Source organism: Dyadobacter sp. (assembly GCF_051859145.1).
GTDB lineage: Bacteria > Bacteroidota > Bacteroidia > Cytophagales > Spirosomataceae > Dyadobacter.
Window position 1 is genome coordinate 1 of record NZ_JBHYGF010000004.1, and the last position, 16,298, is coordinate 16,298.

The 16,298-nt window shown below is 46.9% G+C and carries 20 protein-coding genes; 12 read left to right on the forward strand and 8 right to left on the reverse strand.

Translation table 11 applies throughout. The features are described from left to right. Positions 1 to 6 precede the first annotated feature (6 nt). Both ACTIE6_RS00630 and ACTIE6_RS00635 read left to right on the forward strand, forming a co-directional pair. Entirely contained in the window at positions 7 to 147 is a 141-nt protein-coding gene (locus ACTIE6_RS00630; RefSeq protein WP_439554804.1) for a DUF6814 family protein, read from the forward strand. Positions 148 to 149: 2 nt separating this feature from the next. Then, positions 150 to 1,334, forward strand: coding sequence for an acetyl-CoA C-acyltransferase (locus tag ACTIE6_RS00635; protein WP_439554787.1), 1,185 nt, complete (start codon positions 150 to 152; stop codon positions 1,332 to 1,334). Here the strand turns inward: ACTIE6_RS00635 and ACTIE6_RS00640 are convergent, their stop codons facing one another. Further along, positions 1,335 to 1,838 carry a GtrA family protein gene (locus ACTIE6_RS00640; RefSeq protein WP_439554788.1) on the reverse strand — a complete coding sequence of 168 codons (504 nt, stop codon included), beginning with the start codon at positions 1,836 to 1,838 and terminating at the stop codon, positions 1,335 to 1,337. It lies immediately after the preceding gene. Between the two features lie 197 nt (positions 1,839 to 2,035). On the opposite strand from ACTIE6_RS00640, the gene ACTIE6_RS00645 reads away from it, so the two are divergent. Then, positions 2,036 to 2,554, forward strand: coding sequence for a hypothetical protein (locus ACTIE6_RS00645; RefSeq protein WP_439554789.1), 519 nt, complete (start codon positions 2,036 to 2,038; stop codon positions 2,552 to 2,554). A gap of 12 nt (positions 2,555 to 2,566) precedes the next feature. Then, entirely contained in the window at positions 2,567 to 3,082 is a 516-nt protein-coding gene (locus ACTIE6_RS00650; protein WP_439554790.1) for a hypothetical protein, read from the forward strand. 1 nt (position 3,083) lies between these two features. On the opposite strand, the gene ACTIE6_RS00655 is transcribed toward ACTIE6_RS00650, so the two are convergent. The 3 genes from ACTIE6_RS00655 to ACTIE6_RS00665 are packed head-to-tail and all read right to left on the reverse strand — an operon-like array spanning position 3,084 to position 6,278. Further along, positions 3,084 to 4,091 carry an SMP-30/gluconolactonase/LRE family protein gene (locus ACTIE6_RS00655; protein ID WP_439554791.1) on the reverse strand — a complete coding sequence of 336 codons (1,008 nt, stop codon included), beginning with the start codon at positions 4,089 to 4,091 and terminating at the stop codon, positions 3,084 to 3,086. Positions 4,092 to 4,151: 60 nt separating this feature from the next. Further along, a complete protein-coding gene (locus ACTIE6_RS00660; protein WP_439554792.1) occupies positions 4,152 to 5,690 on the reverse strand; it encodes an alpha-amylase family glycosyl hydrolase in 1,539 nt (512 codons plus the stop codon). 9 nt (positions 5,691 to 5,699) lie between these two features. After that, entirely contained in the window at positions 5,700 to 6,278 is a 579-nt protein-coding gene (locus ACTIE6_RS00665) for a Maf family protein (RefSeq protein ID WP_439554793.1), read from the reverse strand. 132 nt (positions 6,279 to 6,410) lie between these two features. Between ACTIE6_RS00665 and ACTIE6_RS00670 the strand changes: the two genes are divergently transcribed. After that, on the forward strand, positions 6,411 to 6,869 hold the full coding sequence (locus tag ACTIE6_RS00670; RefSeq protein ID WP_439554794.1) for a MarR family winged helix-turn-helix transcriptional regulator: 459 nt from the start codon (positions 6,411 to 6,413) through the stop codon (positions 6,867 to 6,869). 60 nt (positions 6,870 to 6,929) lie between these two features. Further along, positions 6,930 to 7,538: a YceI family protein gene (locus ACTIE6_RS00675; RefSeq protein WP_439554805.1), complete on the forward strand. Its 609-nt coding sequence runs from the start codon at positions 6,930 to 6,932 to the stop codon at positions 7,536 to 7,538. Between the two features lie 58 nt (positions 7,539 to 7,596). Here the strand turns inward: ACTIE6_RS00675 and ACTIE6_RS00680 are convergent, their stop codons facing one another. After that, positions 7,597 to 8,046, reverse strand: coding sequence for a type I restriction enzyme HsdR N-terminal domain-containing protein (locus ACTIE6_RS00680; RefSeq protein WP_439554795.1), 450 nt, complete (start codon positions 8,044 to 8,046; stop codon positions 7,597 to 7,599). 51 nt (positions 8,047 to 8,097) lie between these two features. Between ACTIE6_RS00680 and ACTIE6_RS00685 the strand changes: the two genes are divergently transcribed. The 4 genes from ACTIE6_RS00685 to ACTIE6_RS00700 all read left to right on the forward strand — a co-directional run bounded on the left by ACTIE6_RS00685 (position 8,098) and on the right by ACTIE6_RS00700 (position 11,066). After that, entirely contained in the window at positions 8,098 to 8,871 is a 774-nt protein-coding gene (locus ACTIE6_RS00685) for an AMP nucleosidase (protein WP_439554796.1), read from the forward strand. A 15-nt stretch (positions 8,872 to 8,886) separates the two neighbouring features. Then, positions 8,887 to 9,258 carry a globin domain-containing protein gene (locus tag ACTIE6_RS00690; RefSeq protein ID WP_439554797.1) on the forward strand — a complete coding sequence of 124 codons (372 nt, stop codon included), beginning with the start codon at positions 8,887 to 8,889 and terminating at the stop codon, positions 9,256 to 9,258. Between the two features lie 120 nt (positions 9,259 to 9,378). After that, complete coding sequence (locus ACTIE6_RS00695) at positions 9,379 to 10,794, forward strand: CCA tRNA nucleotidyltransferase (RefSeq protein WP_439554798.1); 1,416 nt, start codon at positions 9,379 to 9,381, stop codon at positions 10,792 to 10,794. A gap of 74 nt (positions 10,795 to 10,868) precedes the next feature. Then, positions 10,869 to 11,066, forward strand: coding sequence for a hypothetical protein (locus ACTIE6_RS00700; protein WP_031526592.1), 198 nt, complete (start codon positions 10,869 to 10,871; stop codon positions 11,064 to 11,066). Here ACTIE6_RS00700 and ACTIE6_RS00705 read toward each other — a convergent pair. After that, positions 11,063 to 12,343, reverse strand: a complete 1,281-nt coding sequence (locus tag ACTIE6_RS00705; protein WP_439554799.1) for a DUF2851 family protein — start codon at positions 12,341 to 12,343, stop codon at positions 11,063 to 11,065. The two genes, ACTIE6_RS00700 and ACTIE6_RS00705, sit on opposite strands and share 4 nt — an antisense overlap. A gap of 121 nt (positions 12,344 to 12,464) precedes the next feature. Between ACTIE6_RS00705 and mtgA the strand changes: the two genes are divergently transcribed. Beyond that, positions 12,465 to 13,151 carry a monofunctional biosynthetic peptidoglycan transglycosylase gene (gene mtgA, locus ACTIE6_RS00710; protein ID WP_439554800.1) on the forward strand — a complete coding sequence of 229 codons (687 nt, stop codon included), beginning with the start codon at positions 12,465 to 12,467 and terminating at the stop codon, positions 13,149 to 13,151. 33 nt (positions 13,152 to 13,184) lie between these two features. Here mtgA and ACTIE6_RS00715 read toward each other — a convergent pair whose 3' ends face one another. After that, positions 13,185 to 13,586: an OsmC family protein gene (locus tag ACTIE6_RS00715; RefSeq protein ID WP_439554801.1), complete on the reverse strand. Its 402-nt coding sequence runs from the start codon at positions 13,584 to 13,586 to the stop codon at positions 13,185 to 13,187. 245 nt (positions 13,587 to 13,831) lie between these two features. Between ACTIE6_RS00715 and ACTIE6_RS00720 the strand changes: the two genes are divergently transcribed. Further along, entirely contained in the window at positions 13,832 to 14,305 is a 474-nt protein-coding gene (locus ACTIE6_RS00720) for a GNAT family N-acetyltransferase (RefSeq protein ID WP_439554802.1), read from the forward strand. 26 nt (positions 14,306 to 14,331) lie between these two features. On the opposite strand, the gene ACTIE6_RS00725 is transcribed toward ACTIE6_RS00720, so the two are convergent. Further along, a complete protein-coding gene (locus ACTIE6_RS00725; protein ID WP_439554803.1) occupies positions 14,332 to 16,200 on the reverse strand; it encodes a gamma-glutamyltransferase family protein in 1,869 nt (622 codons plus the stop codon). Positions 16,201 to 16,298 lie beyond the last annotated feature (98 nt).

Consider the following 16,298-nt stretch of genomic DNA (forward strand, 5'->3'; position numbering starts at 1 on the left):
GAGGGAATCGCCAGGACCAACACCACGCTTCAATGGTTTATCATCATTTTGATTTTCATTCCGATTTGCGCAGGACTGGTGATTTTCGGTTATTACGCCTGGAAAGGCGAGTATGACCACTTGCCCGAAAGTTCATCGGAATTGTAATCATGAAGCAAGAAGTATATATCCTGTCTGCTGTGCGGACACCCATCGGAAGTTTTGGAGGCGCATTGTCTACGGTTCATGCTGCCAGGTTGGGCGCAGCTGCTATCCGGGGTGCATTGGATCAGTCAGGATTGAAACCGGAGCAGGTGGATGAGGTAATCATGGGAAATGTAGTGTCGGCCAATCTCGGGCAGGCACCGGCGCGCCAGGCTGCGATATATGCTGGCTTACCCAATCATGTTATTTGTACGACCGTGAATAAGGTATGTGCGTCGGGTATGAAGGCGGTTGTGTTCGGAGCGCAGGCGATCCAGCTGGGCGATGCGGAAGTGGTGGTCGCGGGCGGAATGGAGAATATGTCGCTGATTCCTTATTATTTACCCAAAGCGAGAAACGGATACGGATATGGGCATGGTGAAATAACGGACGGTCTGCTCAAAGACGGGCTGACTGATGTTTACGACCAGATCGGTATGGGCGTGTGTGGTGACCGGACTGCTGATAAATACGAAATTACAAGGGAACAGCAGGACGAATACGCCATATTATCATACACAAGAAGCGCGGAGTCGAGTGCAAATGGATCTTTCGCGAAAGAGCTGATTTCTGTGGAAGTACCGTCACCAAAAGGCGGCGACTCTACATGGGTAACTGAGGACGAAGAATTTAAAAAGGTCAAATTTGAGAAGATACCTTCATTAAAACCGGTTTTTTCAAAAGAAGGAACGGTAACTGCCGCGAATGCATCTACAATTAACGACGGTGCAGCTGCATTGGTTTTGGCAGGCAGCAGCACCGTGGAGAAAGGCGGACTGAGACCGCTGGCCCGCATTGTCGCCTATGCCGATGCGGAGCAGGATCCGGCCTGGTTTACAACTACACCTGTTATCGCTACCGAAAAGGTGCTTGCCAAAGCAGGGTTGTCAATAGAAGATATCGACTATTTCGAGGTAAATGAGGCATTTGCAGTGGTCGCGCTGGCGTATATGCAGGCTTTGCAAATAGATGTAAATAAAGTTAATGTATTTGGCGGAGCGGTTTCGCTTGGTCACCCGCTTGGCGCTTCCGGCGCGCGCATTATCACTACGCTGCTCTCGGTTTTAAACCACAAAAATGCGAAGTACGGACTGGCCGCGATCTGCAATGGCGGCGGCGGGGCTTCTGCGGTAATTATTGAAAGATTGTAATTAGCGGATCAGAACTTTCAGGCGGTTGTAAAAACCTGTGCTCTTGAAAGTGAAAGTCTTGTGCAAAATATAGTTGCTGACAAAGCTGCAACCCTGACCGAAGATATAGCAAACCATTTCGGTAATGTTCACTTCTTTTTTACCAAAAGGCAGCTTCGCTTCGTAAATGTCGTAACCCAGATAGTGGGTAACAATGTAGTACGAACCGTCGGCGCCTAGTTTTGTAACAAAAAGAGAGAAGGTGGCCACCATGAAAAACTTCACCATTTCCCGGCGCGTCTGGTTGCTGCGGCGCGCGTCGAATGCAAAAAGCTTGGTAAGGATAAATCCCCAGACCAATCCTACCAGGTAGGAAGGAACAATGGAATCGCTCCACGAAATGTCAAACCAATCCTGAATTAAACTGCTGGATACTAACTGGATAACCGCCCCGGTGCCTGCAACAAGAAAATAAGCTATTAAATCTTTTGCATTAAAAATCTTACTCTTTTCGACTTGGGTCACTGTGTGCGGCTGTTAGTTTTGAAATATGGCTGGCAATGCAAATAAGGCCCAATATTAGGAAGAAAATGGTGTTGAACCAAAACCGTTTATTGAATTTGATTGATCGGAATGAAAGGTGAACTGCGGACGGGATGGCACTGTTTTTGTTCCTGAAAAGGTATTCAGTCAATTCAATTTATTAAAATATGCCAGCCACTATGAAAAAGCTACTACTTCTTTCCTCCCTTTTTCTATTCGTCACAGATGCTTTTTCACAGAGTCAGGATTGGGCATTGGGGTTTGAAGTGGGCGAACCTATTGCCGTAAGTGTGCGTAAATATGGTGACCGCAATGCGCTGGATATCAGCTTCGGAACTTACATTGGATTGTTTAAAAGCAAAGACAATTACAAGGTAAGCAACGACGATATGGGCAGCGTGGGCGTGATGTTCAATGCAAGTTATGAGTGGTACGTGCCTTTGTTCAATGAGCGGATTTCTGCGTATGCGGGTCCCGGTGTGCAGGTGAATTCGCGGCGGTACTATCCCGATCGCAATGTGAAATCGGTGTATACAACCAATATTTCAACAGGTCCGTCGGCAACAGTCGGGCTGGAATTTTTCTTTGCCCAAAAACCGGCGTCGTTCTTTGTAGAAGGCGGCGGGTACCTTGAACTGATACCGAAATTCTTTTACTTTAATCCAAACCTCAGCATTGGTTTGAGACACAATTTTTAACCTGAGCACTTCATGAAAAAGCCATTTACAATTTGCATTCTTTCAGTAGTTGCAGCACTCCAGATCTCCTGCTCGGCAACATTGCAGAAAAGGTACGATCAGCGGCACGGTACATCTACTTACGACTCCGATTCAGACCGTTACAGAAGTTCAAGAACGACGGGCTCTGACGATTCCTACCGCCGGGATTATAGTAAAATCAATGAAGGAAACTCGCGTGGCGCAGGTGACGCTGACTATAACCGGGAGCTGGTTTTGCAATATCAGGATATGGACAAACTGGGCGAGGTGGTTTTGTATGAGATCAGCAATCTTGAAAAACGATGGGATACCTTGATCGGTGAATACAAATCTGCCCGTAACTCAGGAAGGCAGGTGATTTCTGATCAGCTTGACCGCATTGATGAGGACCAGAAAACACTTTACAAAGCTTACACGCACATTTACCGGGACGGGAAAAACAATTGGCCCGCCGTAAAATCGGAAGTGGAATCTACATTGAATTCGGTGCGACGTACAGACAGGTAAGTTACCAGCCTGCGCCCTTTGTCAGTGTTTTGATCCTGCATACGTACCCGTCGACGGTCATGTACAATGTACTTCCATCGCCTCCCCAGGCGCAATTGGAGGTAAGTTCGTTCATTTCAATCCGGCCCAGGAGTTTGCCGGCTGGTGTCAGGATCAGCATTCCGCCAGGCCCGGAAGACCAGAGATTTCCATCTTTATCCACCTTCAAACCGTCAGGCAGCCCGTTTTTACCAGCTTTGAGCATCGGAGTGGCGTCGTATACCAGTTTGCCTTTACCCACTTTTCCGCTTGCGTCTACCGGATATGACATGATAATTGCCTTCTCTGGATCAGATTGGGCTACATATAACGTCTTCCCGTCAGGTGAGAAGGCCAACCCGTTGGGCCTGGTCAGGTCCGCAATTTCCTGGGTTACCGTGCCGTCTTTCGCAATTCTGTACACGCCAAACTGTGCAATTTCGCGTGATAGATCTTCGTGTTTTTTATTCAATCCATAAGGTGGATCGGTGAAATAGTAGCTTCCATTCGAATGCTCTGCGATATCGTTGGGACTGTTAAACCGCTTTCCGGAAAAACGATCGGCTAGTGTAAGCTTACCGCCGACTTGCAGTGGCATTGCCGAAATGCGTCGGTCGCCGTGCTCACAGGATATCAGCCGGCCCTTGCTGTCGATAATTAGTCCGTTACTGCCGGGCTCGTCGCTGTAAACACCTATTCCGGTATAGCCCGAAGGTTCAAGAAAAACGGATAGCCCGCTTTTTTCTTCCCATTTGTAAACTCGGTTTTTAGGATCATCCGAAAAAAGTAGAAAGCTGCCTTCTTTCACCCAAACCGGGCCTTCTGACCAGTCGAACCCTGAGGCGAGTACTTCTACCTTGGCGTCTTTTGCAATCAGTTTTTCAAATGCTGCATCTTCGAAAATCACCTTTCCCATTGTAGGATATTGCTTTTGAGCAAAGGCGGTATGTGCGATTGTGAAGAATGCAAAAAGATGAAACGCGATTTTCATAGATCGGGAAGTATTTTGGCAAATTTTATAATTGAACAAAAGCGGGCTGCATTGCCGCAACTACTGTTCGGTAAGCTCAGTTTTGAATGCAGCAGTACCAGCGGCCAAGATTATACTGGCATAAGGAGCGAGCAGTCCGCCAGTGAATGCACCGGCAATATTGGGATCATTGGTGAAAATGACTTCGTGCATATCCCGGAGTATGTTCGGTACCCTGATACTTTTCGTTGTGCCTGACAGATTGTGAATGACCAGCACTGGTCGCGTAAAATGCGGGCGCAAAAATGCAAGCAGCTGTTTGTCAGAAAGGTCTACTGCTGAAAGATTCGGGTCAATAATCTGGCAAAGTGCAGGTTCGGCTTTGCGAAGGTGGATTAATGTGCGGTAATGATTGTAAATGGACTTTGGATCGGTGGCTTGCCTGGACAATGGAACGACGGTTTCAAACGTAGAGAATTTTGCATTGATCCAGCCCGTAGTACCGGGCTCGTCTTCCGGACATTCGGTCCACAAAAACGGCTCACGAATGTGCGGATCGGGTTTTGAGCCCAGCATGCCGATCTCTTCCCCATAGTAAATGTAGGGCTGACCGGGCAGGGTAAGTAAGATACTCGCGGCCAGCTTCATCTTATCCGGGTGATTGACTACCACACTTCCGATCCGCTCCTGATCGTGATTGGTGAGCATGATCGCGTCAATAAACAACGGATTGTACTGCGCAAAAACGGCGTAGCTGGCAAGCAGTTTTTCGATCAGCTCTTCGTCTTGTTCCTGCACCAATATGCGTTGTAATGCAAAGCTGAGATCAAAGTGAAAAGTGGCGTCAAGGTGCTTGAAATAGGGTGCAACTTCTTCGGTCTCTGCCCATACTTCCCCGACTGTAAATGCATCCGGATTGCTTTTTTTGATCAAACCGGCAAAGAAATCCCAGAATTCAAGGCTATGCTGCTTTTCCCAATCAGGATAAATGTGCCGGGCTGCATCCAGCCGAAAACCATCGACCCCTATCTCGACCAGCCAAAAATCAATAATTTTTTCAAGCTCGGTTCGGAGTGCAGGGGAGTGATAGTTGAGATCGGGCATTCCTTTGTAAAAAAGGCCGTAGTATTTCTGCTGATCTTCTGCATTCTCGTGCCAGGGATATACCACCTGCGAATCATCGGACGTTTCCCGTCGCGAAATGCCCAGTGCGTCAATTTGCGGCGGCGTCATCCACCAATAATATTGCCGGAATTGGTTATCCGGACTTTTACGCGCTTCGGTAAACCACGGGTGCAGGGTACTGGTATGATTAACGATCAGGTCGAGGTATATCTCAATTTTTCTTTTGTGCGCTTCGTAAAGCAGCCGCCTGAAATCATAAATCGTACCGTATTCGGGCTCGATAGCAAAATAGTCGACCACATCGTATTTGTGGTAACTGGGCGAGGGATGAATGGGCGTAAGCCAGATCGCTTCAATGCCGAGGTCGGCGAGGTAGTCCAGCTTTGAAATAATGCCTTTCAGATCACCGATCCCGTCCCCATTCGAATCGCAGAAAGAGCGGACGAATATCTCATAGCAAACACGTGGGATGGATTTTGATCTGTCGGCAATCATTGAACGTTGTTAATCCCTGAAAAAGGGTTTGAGCTTCTGGTATACAATGTGAACAGGCAGGCCCATGATGGTGTAAAAAGAACCTTCGATTTTCTCAATGGCGGTCATTCCGATCCATTCCTGTATTCCGTAAGCACCTGCTTTATCAAACGGTTTGCATAGGTCAATATAGTAGGATATTTCCGAATCTTCGAGGTCGCGGAAATAAACAGTTGCAGTATCAGAGACCGTTTCCAGTCCATTGTCCGACAGGATACTCACTGCAGTGACCACATCATGTTTTTTGCCCGATAACAATCTCAGCATTTCAAAAGCTTCTGCTTTATCTGCGGGTTTGCCCAGAATGCGGTTGTCCGCAACTACTACCGTGTCGGCAGTCAGCACAATATCTCCCGGCCGCTTGCCCCTGAATACCTCTGCCTTTGCGGTTGATATATAGCCTGCGACCTCGTGCGTGGGTATATCTGCCGGAAAGCTTTCATCAATTGGCAGCACATCTACTTCAAAATCCAAGCCGAGGTCGGTGAGTAGTTGCTTTCTGCGTGGTGAGTTGGACGCGAGGATTAACTGTTTTTGCAGGTAAATCATTGAATGACAATTGAATGTGATACGTAAGATTTTTGTGTTGGAAATATTTTCAGCAACAAGGAACTATCATAAGATAAATAGATGTTACAACATTAAATGTATATACATATTATTTGCATTTAACCCGACACCATGTCAATTGAAACTGATATCAAACAAAAAAAATTTCGGAGCCCGTACCAGCGATTGGCCCTGAACTTGATTTATACGACGAATTGGCTGGAATATAAGCAGCTTGAATTTTTCAAAAGTCACGATATAACATCACAGCAATACAATGTACTGCGCATTCTGCGCGGCCAGGGGAGTACGCCGATTAAGGTGAGCGACATTACCGAAAGGATGCTCGACCGAAATTCAAATACGTCGCGCCTGGTAGACAAGTTACTGGCCAAAAACCTGGCAAAGCGTAGTTCCTGCGAAAAAGACAGGCGGGCTGTGGATGTGCTGATCACAGAGGAGGGATTGAGGTTGCTGGCCGAGCTCGATCCTTATGTAGACGAATGGGAGGACAGGTTTAACATCATTACGCCCGAAGAAGCAGATCAGATCAGCGCCCTGCTTGACAAGGTCAGGGAAGCCGAACAATAATTTTCACTCAAAACAATAATCACAATAAACAATTCAATTTAAATTACAATGAAAACTACAATGAAATCTGTGAAATTTTTCTTTGCCTCTCTTGCAGTTGCTGCATTTGTTTCTGCCTCTGTATCTGCTGAGGATGGTAAAAAGGCCACTAATCTGAAAGTAAACACATCAAAAAGCGAGCTTACCTGGGTAGGAAAGAAAGTAACAGGCGAGCACACTGGAAAAATTGCATTGAAAGAAGGTACAATTACAATGGACGGTGCTAAGTTGACCGGCGGTAAATTCGTGGCCGACCTGAACAGCATTACTTGTACTGACCTTACTGATAAAGAATACAACGGAAAGCTGATCGGCCATTTGAAATCTGATGATTTCTTCTCAGTTGAAAAACACCCGACCGCTACTTTCGTAGTTACAAAAGCTGCTCCGAAATCTGCTGGTGTTTACGACGTAACCGGTGATTTGACGATCAAAGGAATTACCAAGCCTGTTACTTTCCCGGTAACTGTAAAAACAACTGCAAATGGTGCAGAAGCGACTGGTAAAATGGTAGTTGACCGTTCTAAATACGATATCAAATACAATTCAAAATCATTTTTCGATAACCTGGGCGACAAAATGATCAATGATGATTTTACAATCGACGTGAAATTAGTAGCGGCGAAATAATTTTTCATGGCTAATAATAATCTGGCAAAGCCTGTCCGTTTGTGACAGGCTTTCCTTTTTATAGGTTATTCTCCCGGTAAGCAGGAAAATCGTCCATGAAGCTGATTTGTCCGTCGAGCGCCTGGAAACAGTAGTGGCTCATTCCATTGGTAACAGCCAGATACCGTGGCTGCAGGGTGAAATTATACCGGCTGATCTGGGCGAAGGTTGCCTCCGTAACAGGTACAAAAGGCGCCTTGCATTCAACCAGCAAAAAGGGAAGTGAGTTGGACGAAAGGACCATGATATCTGTCCTTTTGGCAAGCGAATTGTATTGCAGGCCGGTCTCGACCGCGAACAGGGACTTGGGGTAACCGTAGTGTGTGATCAGCAAATGGATGAAATGCTGGCGTACCCATTCTTCCGGTGTGAGGGTGACGAATTTCCTGCGTATAATGTCGAAAATATGCGGTTTCCCATTAACCTGCTTAACTTTATAGGCAAATGCTGGGAGGTTCAAGGATTCCATAAAACGAAGATACACATCACAGCAGCCCCAGCCAATTAACTGTCTGAAATCATGACTACCAAAGAGCAAATCGTCGAAAACTGGCTTCCTCGGTATACGGGAACGCCGGTAGAGGAGTTTGGGAATTATATCCTGCTGACCAATTTTGGAAATTACGTGACCATGTTTGCGGAGAAGTTCGATGTGCCTGTAAAAGGGCACGGACGCGCTATGCAAACTGCCACTGCCAAGGATATTACCATCATCAATTTCGGAATGGGAAGTCCGATGGCGGCCACTGTCATGGACTTGTTGTCGGCCATTAACCCGAAAGCTGTTTTGTTTTTGGGTAAATGCGGTGGACTGAAAAAGACGCAGGTAGGCGATCTGATCCTGCCGATTGCGGCCATTCGCGGCGAAGGTACAAGCGACGATTATATGCCGCCTGAAATTCCTGCATTGCCTTCCTTCCGGCTGCAAAGTACGGTTTCGGCGAGTATTAAAAAGCACAAAATGGACTATTGGACCGGAACCGTTTACACAACCAACCGAAGGATCTGGGAGCACGACGCCGACTTTAAAGAGTACCTTCGTGCGATCCGCGCGATGGCGATCGATATGGAAACTGCGACGATTTTCATTGTTGGTTTTGCCAATTCTATTCCGCACGGTGCATTACTACTTGTTTCTGATAATCCGCTGGTACCTGAGGGTGTGAAAACGGAGGAGAGCGATAAAAAAGTGACTACCAATTTTGTTAAAAAACACCTCGATATCGGCATTGAAGCCTTGACAGAACTGGCGCGCTCGGGCGAGTCTGTGAAGCATATGCGTTTTGATAATTAGAATTTGCAGATCAGAATGGAAAACCAATCATTATACGAACGCATTGGCGGAGATGCAGCCCTGCGCCAGCTGACAGACGATTTTTACGACCTTGTTTTCAGTCACGAACTGATTTCGCGTTTGTTTAAAACGGATAAGGATTTAATCAAGGAAAAGCAGCGGTTGTTTCTGACACAGTTCCTGGGCGGACCACAGCTTTATTCAGAAGTATACGGTCACCCGATGATGCGCGCCCGGCACATGCCACATCCAATTTCAGAAGAAGATGCAGTAGCCTGGCTGCAATGCATGTCGGAAGCAGTCGGTAAGCTGCCGATCGACAACGAACTGAAAGACGAGCTGTTTGACCGTTTTCCGCGGACTGCGTTTTTTATGGTGAATAGCTGAAATAACCGCCGTTTGAAGTGCCATAGTACTCAGAACTAAATCTTATCTGCATAAACCTGCTTCTGGGACAAATAGTCCAAATCCGAAAGTCTGACAATAAGATTTTTTTACCTTTGCCGCATGAATTTCAAAGAGCAATTATCCGGCTATCCGATATTGGAGATCGTGGCGAAGGCTGCGGCGGAGCTGGGTGTGGAGGCGTATGTCATCGGCGGGTTTGTAAGGGACCTGATACTCAAAAGAAACAGTAAGGATATTGATATTGTCTGCATCGGAAGCGGGATTGCCCTCGCCGAATTGGTATCCAGCCAGCTTGGACCAGATGTTTTCGTGAGTGTTTACAGTAATTTCGGAACTGCCCAGATCCGTCAGGGAGATCTTGAAATCGAATTCGTAGGTGCGCGTAAAGAATCCTACCGCGCTGATTCCCGCAAGCCAGCCGTAGAAGATGGTACCCTAGCCGACGATCAGAACAGGCGCGACTTTACCATTAATGCAATGGGGATCAGTCTTGAAAAAGCCAGTTTCGGCGAGCTGATCGATCCATTCGAGGGAGTTAAAGACCTTAAAAAGAAGATCATCCGAACGCCGCTCGGCCCGGAAATCACATTCTCCGACGATCCATTACGCATGATGCGCGCGATCCGCTTCGCAAGCCAGCTCAATTTTGACATTGAAGCTGATACTTTCGATGCGATTGTGAAAATGAAAGACCGCATCTCCATTGTTTCCATGGAGCGGATTTCTGATGAGCTCAACAAGATCATTCTTTCTAAAACACCTTCTTACGGCTTCAAGCTGCTGTTCCACGCAGGCTTGCTTCACATTATCTTTCCTGAAATGATCGAACTGCAAGGTGTGGAAAACATTGAAGGGAAGGGACATAAGGATAATTTTTACCACACACTTCAGGTGCTCGACAATGTTTCGCAGCATACAGACGATCTCTGGCTGCGATGGGCCGCGATCCTGCATGACATTGCAAAGCCGGCTACCAAGAAGTTTGACAAAAAGATAGGCTGGTCATTTCACAACCACGAGGAAGTAGGGGCGAGAATGGGGCCCGTGATTTTCCGCAGAATGAAATTGCCGCTCAATGAAAAAATGCGCTTTGTCAAAAAGCTGGTCAGGCTGCATTTACGGCCCATCGTTCTCTCCAAAGAAGAAATTACCGACTCCGCAATGCGCCGGCTGTTGGTAGAAGCGGGGGAGGATATAGAAGCACTGATGAAACTTTGCCGGGCAGATATTACCTCCAAAAATCCCGAAAAAGTAAAGCGATACCTGCACAATTTCGATCTCGTCGAGCAAAAGTTGAAAGACCTGGAAGAACGCGACAAGCTGCGCAATTTCCAGCCCGTGATCACCGGGGAAATGATCATGGAGACTTTCGGCCTTAAACCCGCCAAAGAAGTGGGGATCATCAAGGAACTTGTGAGGGAAGCGATCCTGGAAGGTACCATACCCAACGAATACGGGCCGGCTTACGCCTTTATGGTGGAGGAGGGTAAGAAAATGGGACTTTCCGTGCAATGATCCGGTACACATTTTGATAGCATAAGGCACTTGTTTATATTTTTACCAAAAACATCTTCTCTTTCACCAATTCAATGGAAAATACCCAGTTTAAGCGGTTCTTCGGTGCTCTTTTGACAATCCTCGGCATTTCAGTACTCCTTTTCGCCTGCATCGCATTCCTGTCAGACAAGCCTGTACTTGGGCTCACCGTTTCTAAATGGGAGTCGGTAGTACCTTTTTTGGTAGGTACTGTATTCCTGCTGACCGGGGTTAATCTCGTAAAAGGCTAAACAGCCCGAACCAATCCGGCACCTACTGTGCATTCAAGGCACTTTTTTGGCATGCAATAGTTATTATACCACTCAATCAGCGCCTGGGAATCGGCGGATGTTTTCACCTGCATTCCCAGGGTTGCCCATTCTCTTGTAATGCGGTTGTTCTCCGACGGAAGTTGTGAGAGCCAGTAAATCGCTTTATCCAGCAGCTCCGGCTGGTTTCTGTGCTTCGAGTAGGCAACCAGGACCGGAATAATCCCGTTAATAATCAGCAGTGCACCTGCATCTTTGCCCATTGCCGGAACCGGGGCTGCGGCTTTCTTGTCAAACACATAATGCTGCGTCCAGTAATCAGATTGCCGCAAGTGAAACAGCTGCTGCAGTTCAGAAAAGGATTCCAGGGAGATAATCTGCGAAAACAGGGTGCTTTCGGCACTCAGGAGCTGCGCCAGTTGCGAAATCCTGATGGTAGGAAAGCCCGCAGGTCGCAATCGTGCATATTTCCATTCATGCGCATTCATTTGTTGTTCAGTGAGCTTGTATTTTGATCCCAAAAATCTGAATTCCTGCTGCAGCATCCGGACATACACATCTTCCGACCGCTCCGGGATTAATCCTGCAGTGCCAAAAAGTATGGCTTCAATTTGCAGCGGCCTGTCGCGATGCTTCCGGAGAATTTTCCAGGGGACAATCTGCATTAACCTTAAAAATGCGGGATCATTCAGTTTGAACCCAAAATGCTTTCCCAGCCACTGGTACGCGGTCTGGTCCCAGTCATTTTTATTGATTTCAAGCAAAGTAGCTACCTCCCCGGCTTTTCTGCTCAGTCTTTCAAGCAGTACCCGGTCGAGCATAGCGAATTTATGTATCTCGTGTATTTTGCTGAAAAGCGCGTGACAGGGAATTCCTTCATGCTCATCCTGCAACAGGCTGTACCTTTGCAGCACGGTATCTTTGATCAAACCTTTAAGCGACAATGTGGGAACAAGCGTACCGTCCTGCCGCAAAACCGGTTTGTCATTTTCCCAAACAACATGCAGTATCACGCTTTCATAAGCAGGATTAATTTCGTGTGCATGCATAAACCAGTCCGACGACCTCACGTGCACTTCAATACTCCCAAACCATTGAACCCCGCCCAGCAAGACTCCTGCTTCCAGGAAATCGGGTCCGGCATTGGTGTTCTTATAGCCGGTGCGGATTACTGAAATGCTCAAATTTTCATCTGTGAGCAGATTTGCGGAATCAAAATATTGAAAGCGCCAGACAAAACTCAGGATATCTTCATTCATAGGACAGCGTATGTTGACGGATAAATAATGGTTTTGATTTCTTTGTCTAAACCTGATTAGTTTCTGTTCTTTGTACGCTCAATTGGTCCGTTGGTTTCTGTTTTTTGAAGTAAAAAGTTTTATGCTCCGCCGTCTGCAGTTCATTGCACTGAGAATTTTGATTTTGTTTTTCGGAGTATCTATTATTTGGGTAGTGATTCTCAGGTTTGTACCGGTTTGGGTGACGCCCTATATGCTTTCACGAAAAATGGAAGCGTTTAAAGCCGACGAGGATACCGAGCTTTTTCATGATTGGGAACCCTACGAAAATATTTCGAAAGAAGTGGCTTTGGCAGTAGTTGCTTCGGAGGATCAGAACTTCCCTAAGCACTGGGGCTTTGATTTTGACCAGATTTACAATGCCGTTACTGAAAAACGCAAGCGTGCACGCGGCGCCAGCACCATTTCGCAGCAGGTAGCGAAAAATGTTTTTTTATGGCACGGAAGAAGTTATCTCAGAAAAGGACTTGAAGCTTATTTTACAGTGCTGATCGAGTTGATCTGGGATAAGGAGCGGATTCTGGAAGTTTACCTCAATGTAGCCGAAATGGGAGAAATGACCTTCGGTGTGGAAGCTGCTTCGCTACGTTTTTACAACAAATCTGCAAAAAAGCTCACGCGCTATGAGGCGGCAAGAATAGCCGCCGTGCTTCCAAATCCGATCAAGTTTTCCATCAAAAATCCTTCCGCTTACGTCAACAGGCGCACTGGGCAGATCGTCCGCCAAATGCGTTACCTCGGCGGGCAGAAATATATCGAGAATCTGTAAAAAGCTGGTTTAGAGTCCCTTTGTTCATTTGTGTCAGGAATTAACGAGCGTCACAGCAGTTCCGATCCGGAGTGTGTTATGGATTTCGGCAATGCGGTTTGTATGTTCAATCAGCTCAGCAATTACGTTTTTGGGTGCATCTGAGGTAACCTGCACAGTGTATTGGAAATTACTCCCCGGCTCGCCTTCTGCACCGAAATCAGCCGTGCAATTGACCTCTACGCCCGAAATAGCTATGTTCTTTTTAGCTGCTTCTCTGTAAATATCATTACAAAAACAGGTTGCAAGTGCCAGTAATAGCATTTCACCTCCATTCACAGCCGACCCGAAACCAGTAGGCTTTGGCGGGATTTGCACATTCCGGGTCGCTCCATTCGTCGCAACTTCCAGGTAATGTTCGTTAAAACTGTTTTTGAGCTTGGCTGAGATTTTCATAGTGATAGCAATTTTCTATTCGCTGCATAGTAGGGCGTGGAAGGTTAACCTAAGTTATCTAACTAACGGGTGCAAACTGGCTGTAAATACGGTTTCTTACTTACCGGTAGAACACCGGTCCGGTATATTCTCTTTTTTCTGGGAGATCAAATTTTTGTTAATTAAGGCAGGCAAATGCATGCGAACTTTGCATTTTGCACCATAAACCGCGGTTGAAAGAAAGCCGCTTACATCTGAGAACATTCATGGAGGAAATTAATATCAGGCAGGCCAGAATAGAGGAGTTACCTGTGTTGCTGGAATTTGAAAAGGGCATTATCAAAGCTGAGCGTCCATTTGACGAGACTTTCGTAACGGAGGATTTTAATTATTATGATCTTGCCAAAATGATCGAAAATGAAGAAACCGAGGTAGTGGTGGCAGAAAGCAATGGGCAGCTTGTGGGCGCCGGGCACGTTCGGATTTTGCCCGCTAAGCCTTACAACCAGTTTGATCGCTATGCATTTTTGGGCTTCATGTATGTCGTGCCGGAGCAGCGTGGGAAAGGCATTAACCGCTTAATTATCAAAAAGCTTGTTGAATGGGCCAGGCAAAAGGGTTTGCCGGAGGTGCGTTTGCAGGTGTATGATGCCAATAAATCAGCAGTTGCTGCTTACGAGAAAGTTGGCTTTAAAAAGCACTTGGTCGAAATGCGTTTGACGACTGACGAGTTGCTTTAAAACCAACTTTTAATGACGAAGGCAGCTTACCATCCAAAACCATAGTCTTCACCATGGTTGCTCGAACCACCCCAGAAGCTTCCATGCTGCCAGTCAAAATAAATGGCATTAATGGGGCCACTCGTTCTGGGCTGGAAACTGGATGAATAACCCATTTGTGAGAGTTCTTTTCTGGTCCAATCAGGCATGGACTGGTTCAGGATCAGTCCACCCGGGATTTTTTCGTGCGCCCCGAAGCTGCCGTACATTTGTAAAGTTTTAAAGCTTGGTGCCTCGGTCGCTTCCTGCACCGTCATACCGAATTCTACCATATTCAGGAAAAATTGCAGCAGCAGCTGGTCCTGTTCGTCGCCGGCCTGTTTTGCAAAAGACAAAAATGGCTTCCCATCTTTCAAAGCGAGACTGGGTGTGAGCGTAAGCCGGGGCCGTTTTCTCGGTTCTACCACATTGAATGGATTTTCCTTCGGATCAAGCACAAAAGATTGCATCCGCTGACTTAAACCAACTCCGGTATTGCCCGCAATGCAAGCAGGTACCCAGCCACCACTTGGCGTAATGCTCACTACCCAACCTTCTTCATCTGTGGCCTCCACAGAGGTTGTGCCCGCTGTAAATTCCTTCATGAACTGTTCACTCAGGCCATTTTCATTGCGCTTCAATGCAGCATGAAAATTACCCCAGGACTTGATCTGCTCCGTGTACGGATTTTTCTTTCCTTCAAAAGGGTAGGGATCTCCGGGCATTGCTTTCGCATCATTCTTTTCCCAATTGATCTGCTTAATGCGCTCTTTGGCGTATTCTTTGGACAACAGTCCCTTCATAGGTTCTTCGGGAGCAAATGCAGGATCACCATAGTAGAAATCACGATCGGCAAAGGCCAGGTTCATTACCTGGTACAGCGTATGAATGTAGCGTGACGAATTATAGCCCATTCCTTTCAGATCGAAGTTTTCCAGCATATTCAGCGCCTGCAACATCACTGGTCCCTGCGTCCATTGCTGCATTTTATACACTTCAATGCCTTTGTAGTTGGTCATTAGCGGCTCCTCTATTTTAACCTTCCACGCAGCAAGGTCCTGCTCAGTGATCAAGCCACCCTGTTCCTGTGTACCACGCGCTATTTCCTTCGCGATATCGCCTTTATAAAAACGGTCGTATGCAGCATAGATCGCGTCTTTCCTTTTTTTGCCTTTTTTCAAGGCGGCCTGCTCAGCATCAACCAGTTTCTGTAAAGTGGCCAGCAGGTCTTTTTGGACAAAGATTTCACCGGCATCCGGTGCCTCGCGCGGCTGACCTAGATGCGGAAGGAAGACCTTCGTAGAATAAGGCCACTTCTTGATCTCTGCTTTATCGCGCTCAATTGCATTGGCAGTTTGTCCTTCGATGGGGTAACCCTCAGCCATTTGCATCGCAGGCGCAAGTACTTCTTTCAGGCTCATCGTGCCGTACTCTGCCAGCATGGTCATCAATCCGCCGGGAGTACCTGGTGTTGTAGCTGCCAATGGACCATATTCCGGCGGGTACTTCATGCCCTTGTTTTTGTAAAAATCAGCTGTAGCGCCTGTGGGGGCCACGCCCATGGCATTGATCGCTATGACTTTCCTGGTTTTAGGGTTGTAGATCAATGCCTGTGTTTCTCCACCCCAGCTGAGTACATCCCACATGGTGCAGGTAGCTGCCAGCATCGCGCAGGATGCATCTACCGCATTGCCACCTTTGCTGAAAATCATAGCGCCGGCGGTTGCCGCGAGCGGCTTACCCGTAATTCCCATCCAATGTTTTCCGTGCAGCGGCGGCTTCTGAGTTGTGACCGGGAAATTGTTGAAAGATTGGGCAAAGGCACTTAACGTCAACAAGCCAAAGGCAAGTGTAGAGAATAGAAGTCGTAATTTCATGAAGCAGGTATCAGGAAGCAGGAAGTGAGTAATGCTAAATTTAAGCGTTTTGTCTGTATAATTTCACTGCTTGGCTTGAGAAATTCCTGGTGTCACTC

Coding starts and splice junctions, on each gene's coding strand:
- ACTIE6_RS00635 (WP_439554787.1), top strand. CDS start 150: ATGAAGCAAGAAGTATATATCCTGTCTGCTGTGCGGACACCCATCGGA.
- ACTIE6_RS00645 (WP_439554789.1), top strand. CDS start 2,036: ATGAAAAAGCTACTACTTCTTTCCTCCCTTTTTCTATTCGTCACAGAT.
- ACTIE6_RS00650 (WP_439554790.1), top strand. CDS start 2,567: ATGAAAAAGCCATTTACAATTTGCATTCTTTCAGTAGTTGCAGCACTC.
- ACTIE6_RS00655 (WP_439554791.1), bottom strand. CDS start 4,091: ATGAAAATCGCGTTTCATCTTTTTGCATTCTTCACAATCGCACATACC.
- ACTIE6_RS00660 (WP_439554792.1), bottom strand. CDS start 5,690: ATGATTGCCGACAGATCAAAATCCATCCCACGTGTTTGCTATGAGATA.
- ACTIE6_RS00665 (WP_439554793.1), bottom strand. CDS start 6,278: ATGATTTACCTGCAAAAACAGTTAATCCTCGCGTCCAACTCACCACGC.
- ACTIE6_RS00670 (WP_439554794.1), top strand. CDS start 6,411: ATGTCAATTGAAACTGATATCAAACAAAAAAAATTTCGGAGCCCGTAC.
- ACTIE6_RS00675 (WP_439554805.1), top strand. CDS start 6,930: ATGAAATCTGTGAAATTTTTCTTTGCCTCTCTTGCAGTTGCTGCATTT.
- ACTIE6_RS00680 (WP_439554795.1), bottom strand. CDS start 8,046: ATGGAATCCTTGAACCTCCCAGCATTTGCCTATAAAGTTAAGCAGGTT.
- ACTIE6_RS00685 (WP_439554796.1), top strand. CDS start 8,098: ATGACTACCAAAGAGCAAATCGTCGAAAACTGGCTTCCTCGGTATACG.
- ACTIE6_RS00690 (WP_439554797.1), top strand. CDS start 8,887: ATGGAAAACCAATCATTATACGAACGCATTGGCGGAGATGCAGCCCTG.
- ACTIE6_RS00695 (WP_439554798.1), top strand. CDS start 9,379: ATGAATTTCAAAGAGCAATTATCCGGCTATCCGATATTGGAGATCGTG.
- ACTIE6_RS00700 (WP_031526592.1), top strand. CDS start 10,869: ATGGAAAATACCCAGTTTAAGCGGTTCTTCGGTGCTCTTTTGACAATC.
- ACTIE6_RS00705 (WP_439554799.1), bottom strand. CDS start 12,343: ATGAATGAAGATATCCTGAGTTTTGTCTGGCGCTTTCAATATTTTGAT.
- mtgA (WP_439554800.1), top strand. CDS start 12,465: ATGCTCCGCCGTCTGCAGTTCATTGCACTGAGAATTTTGATTTTGTTT.
- ACTIE6_RS00715 (WP_439554801.1), bottom strand. CDS start 13,586: ATGAAAATCTCAGCCAAGCTCAAAAACAGTTTTAACGAACATTACCTG.
- ACTIE6_RS00720 (WP_439554802.1), top strand. CDS start 13,832: ATGGAGGAAATTAATATCAGGCAGGCCAGAATAGAGGAGTTACCTGTG.
- ACTIE6_RS00725 (WP_439554803.1), bottom strand. CDS start 16,200: ATGAAATTACGACTTCTATTCTCTACACTTGCCTTTGGCTTGTTGACG.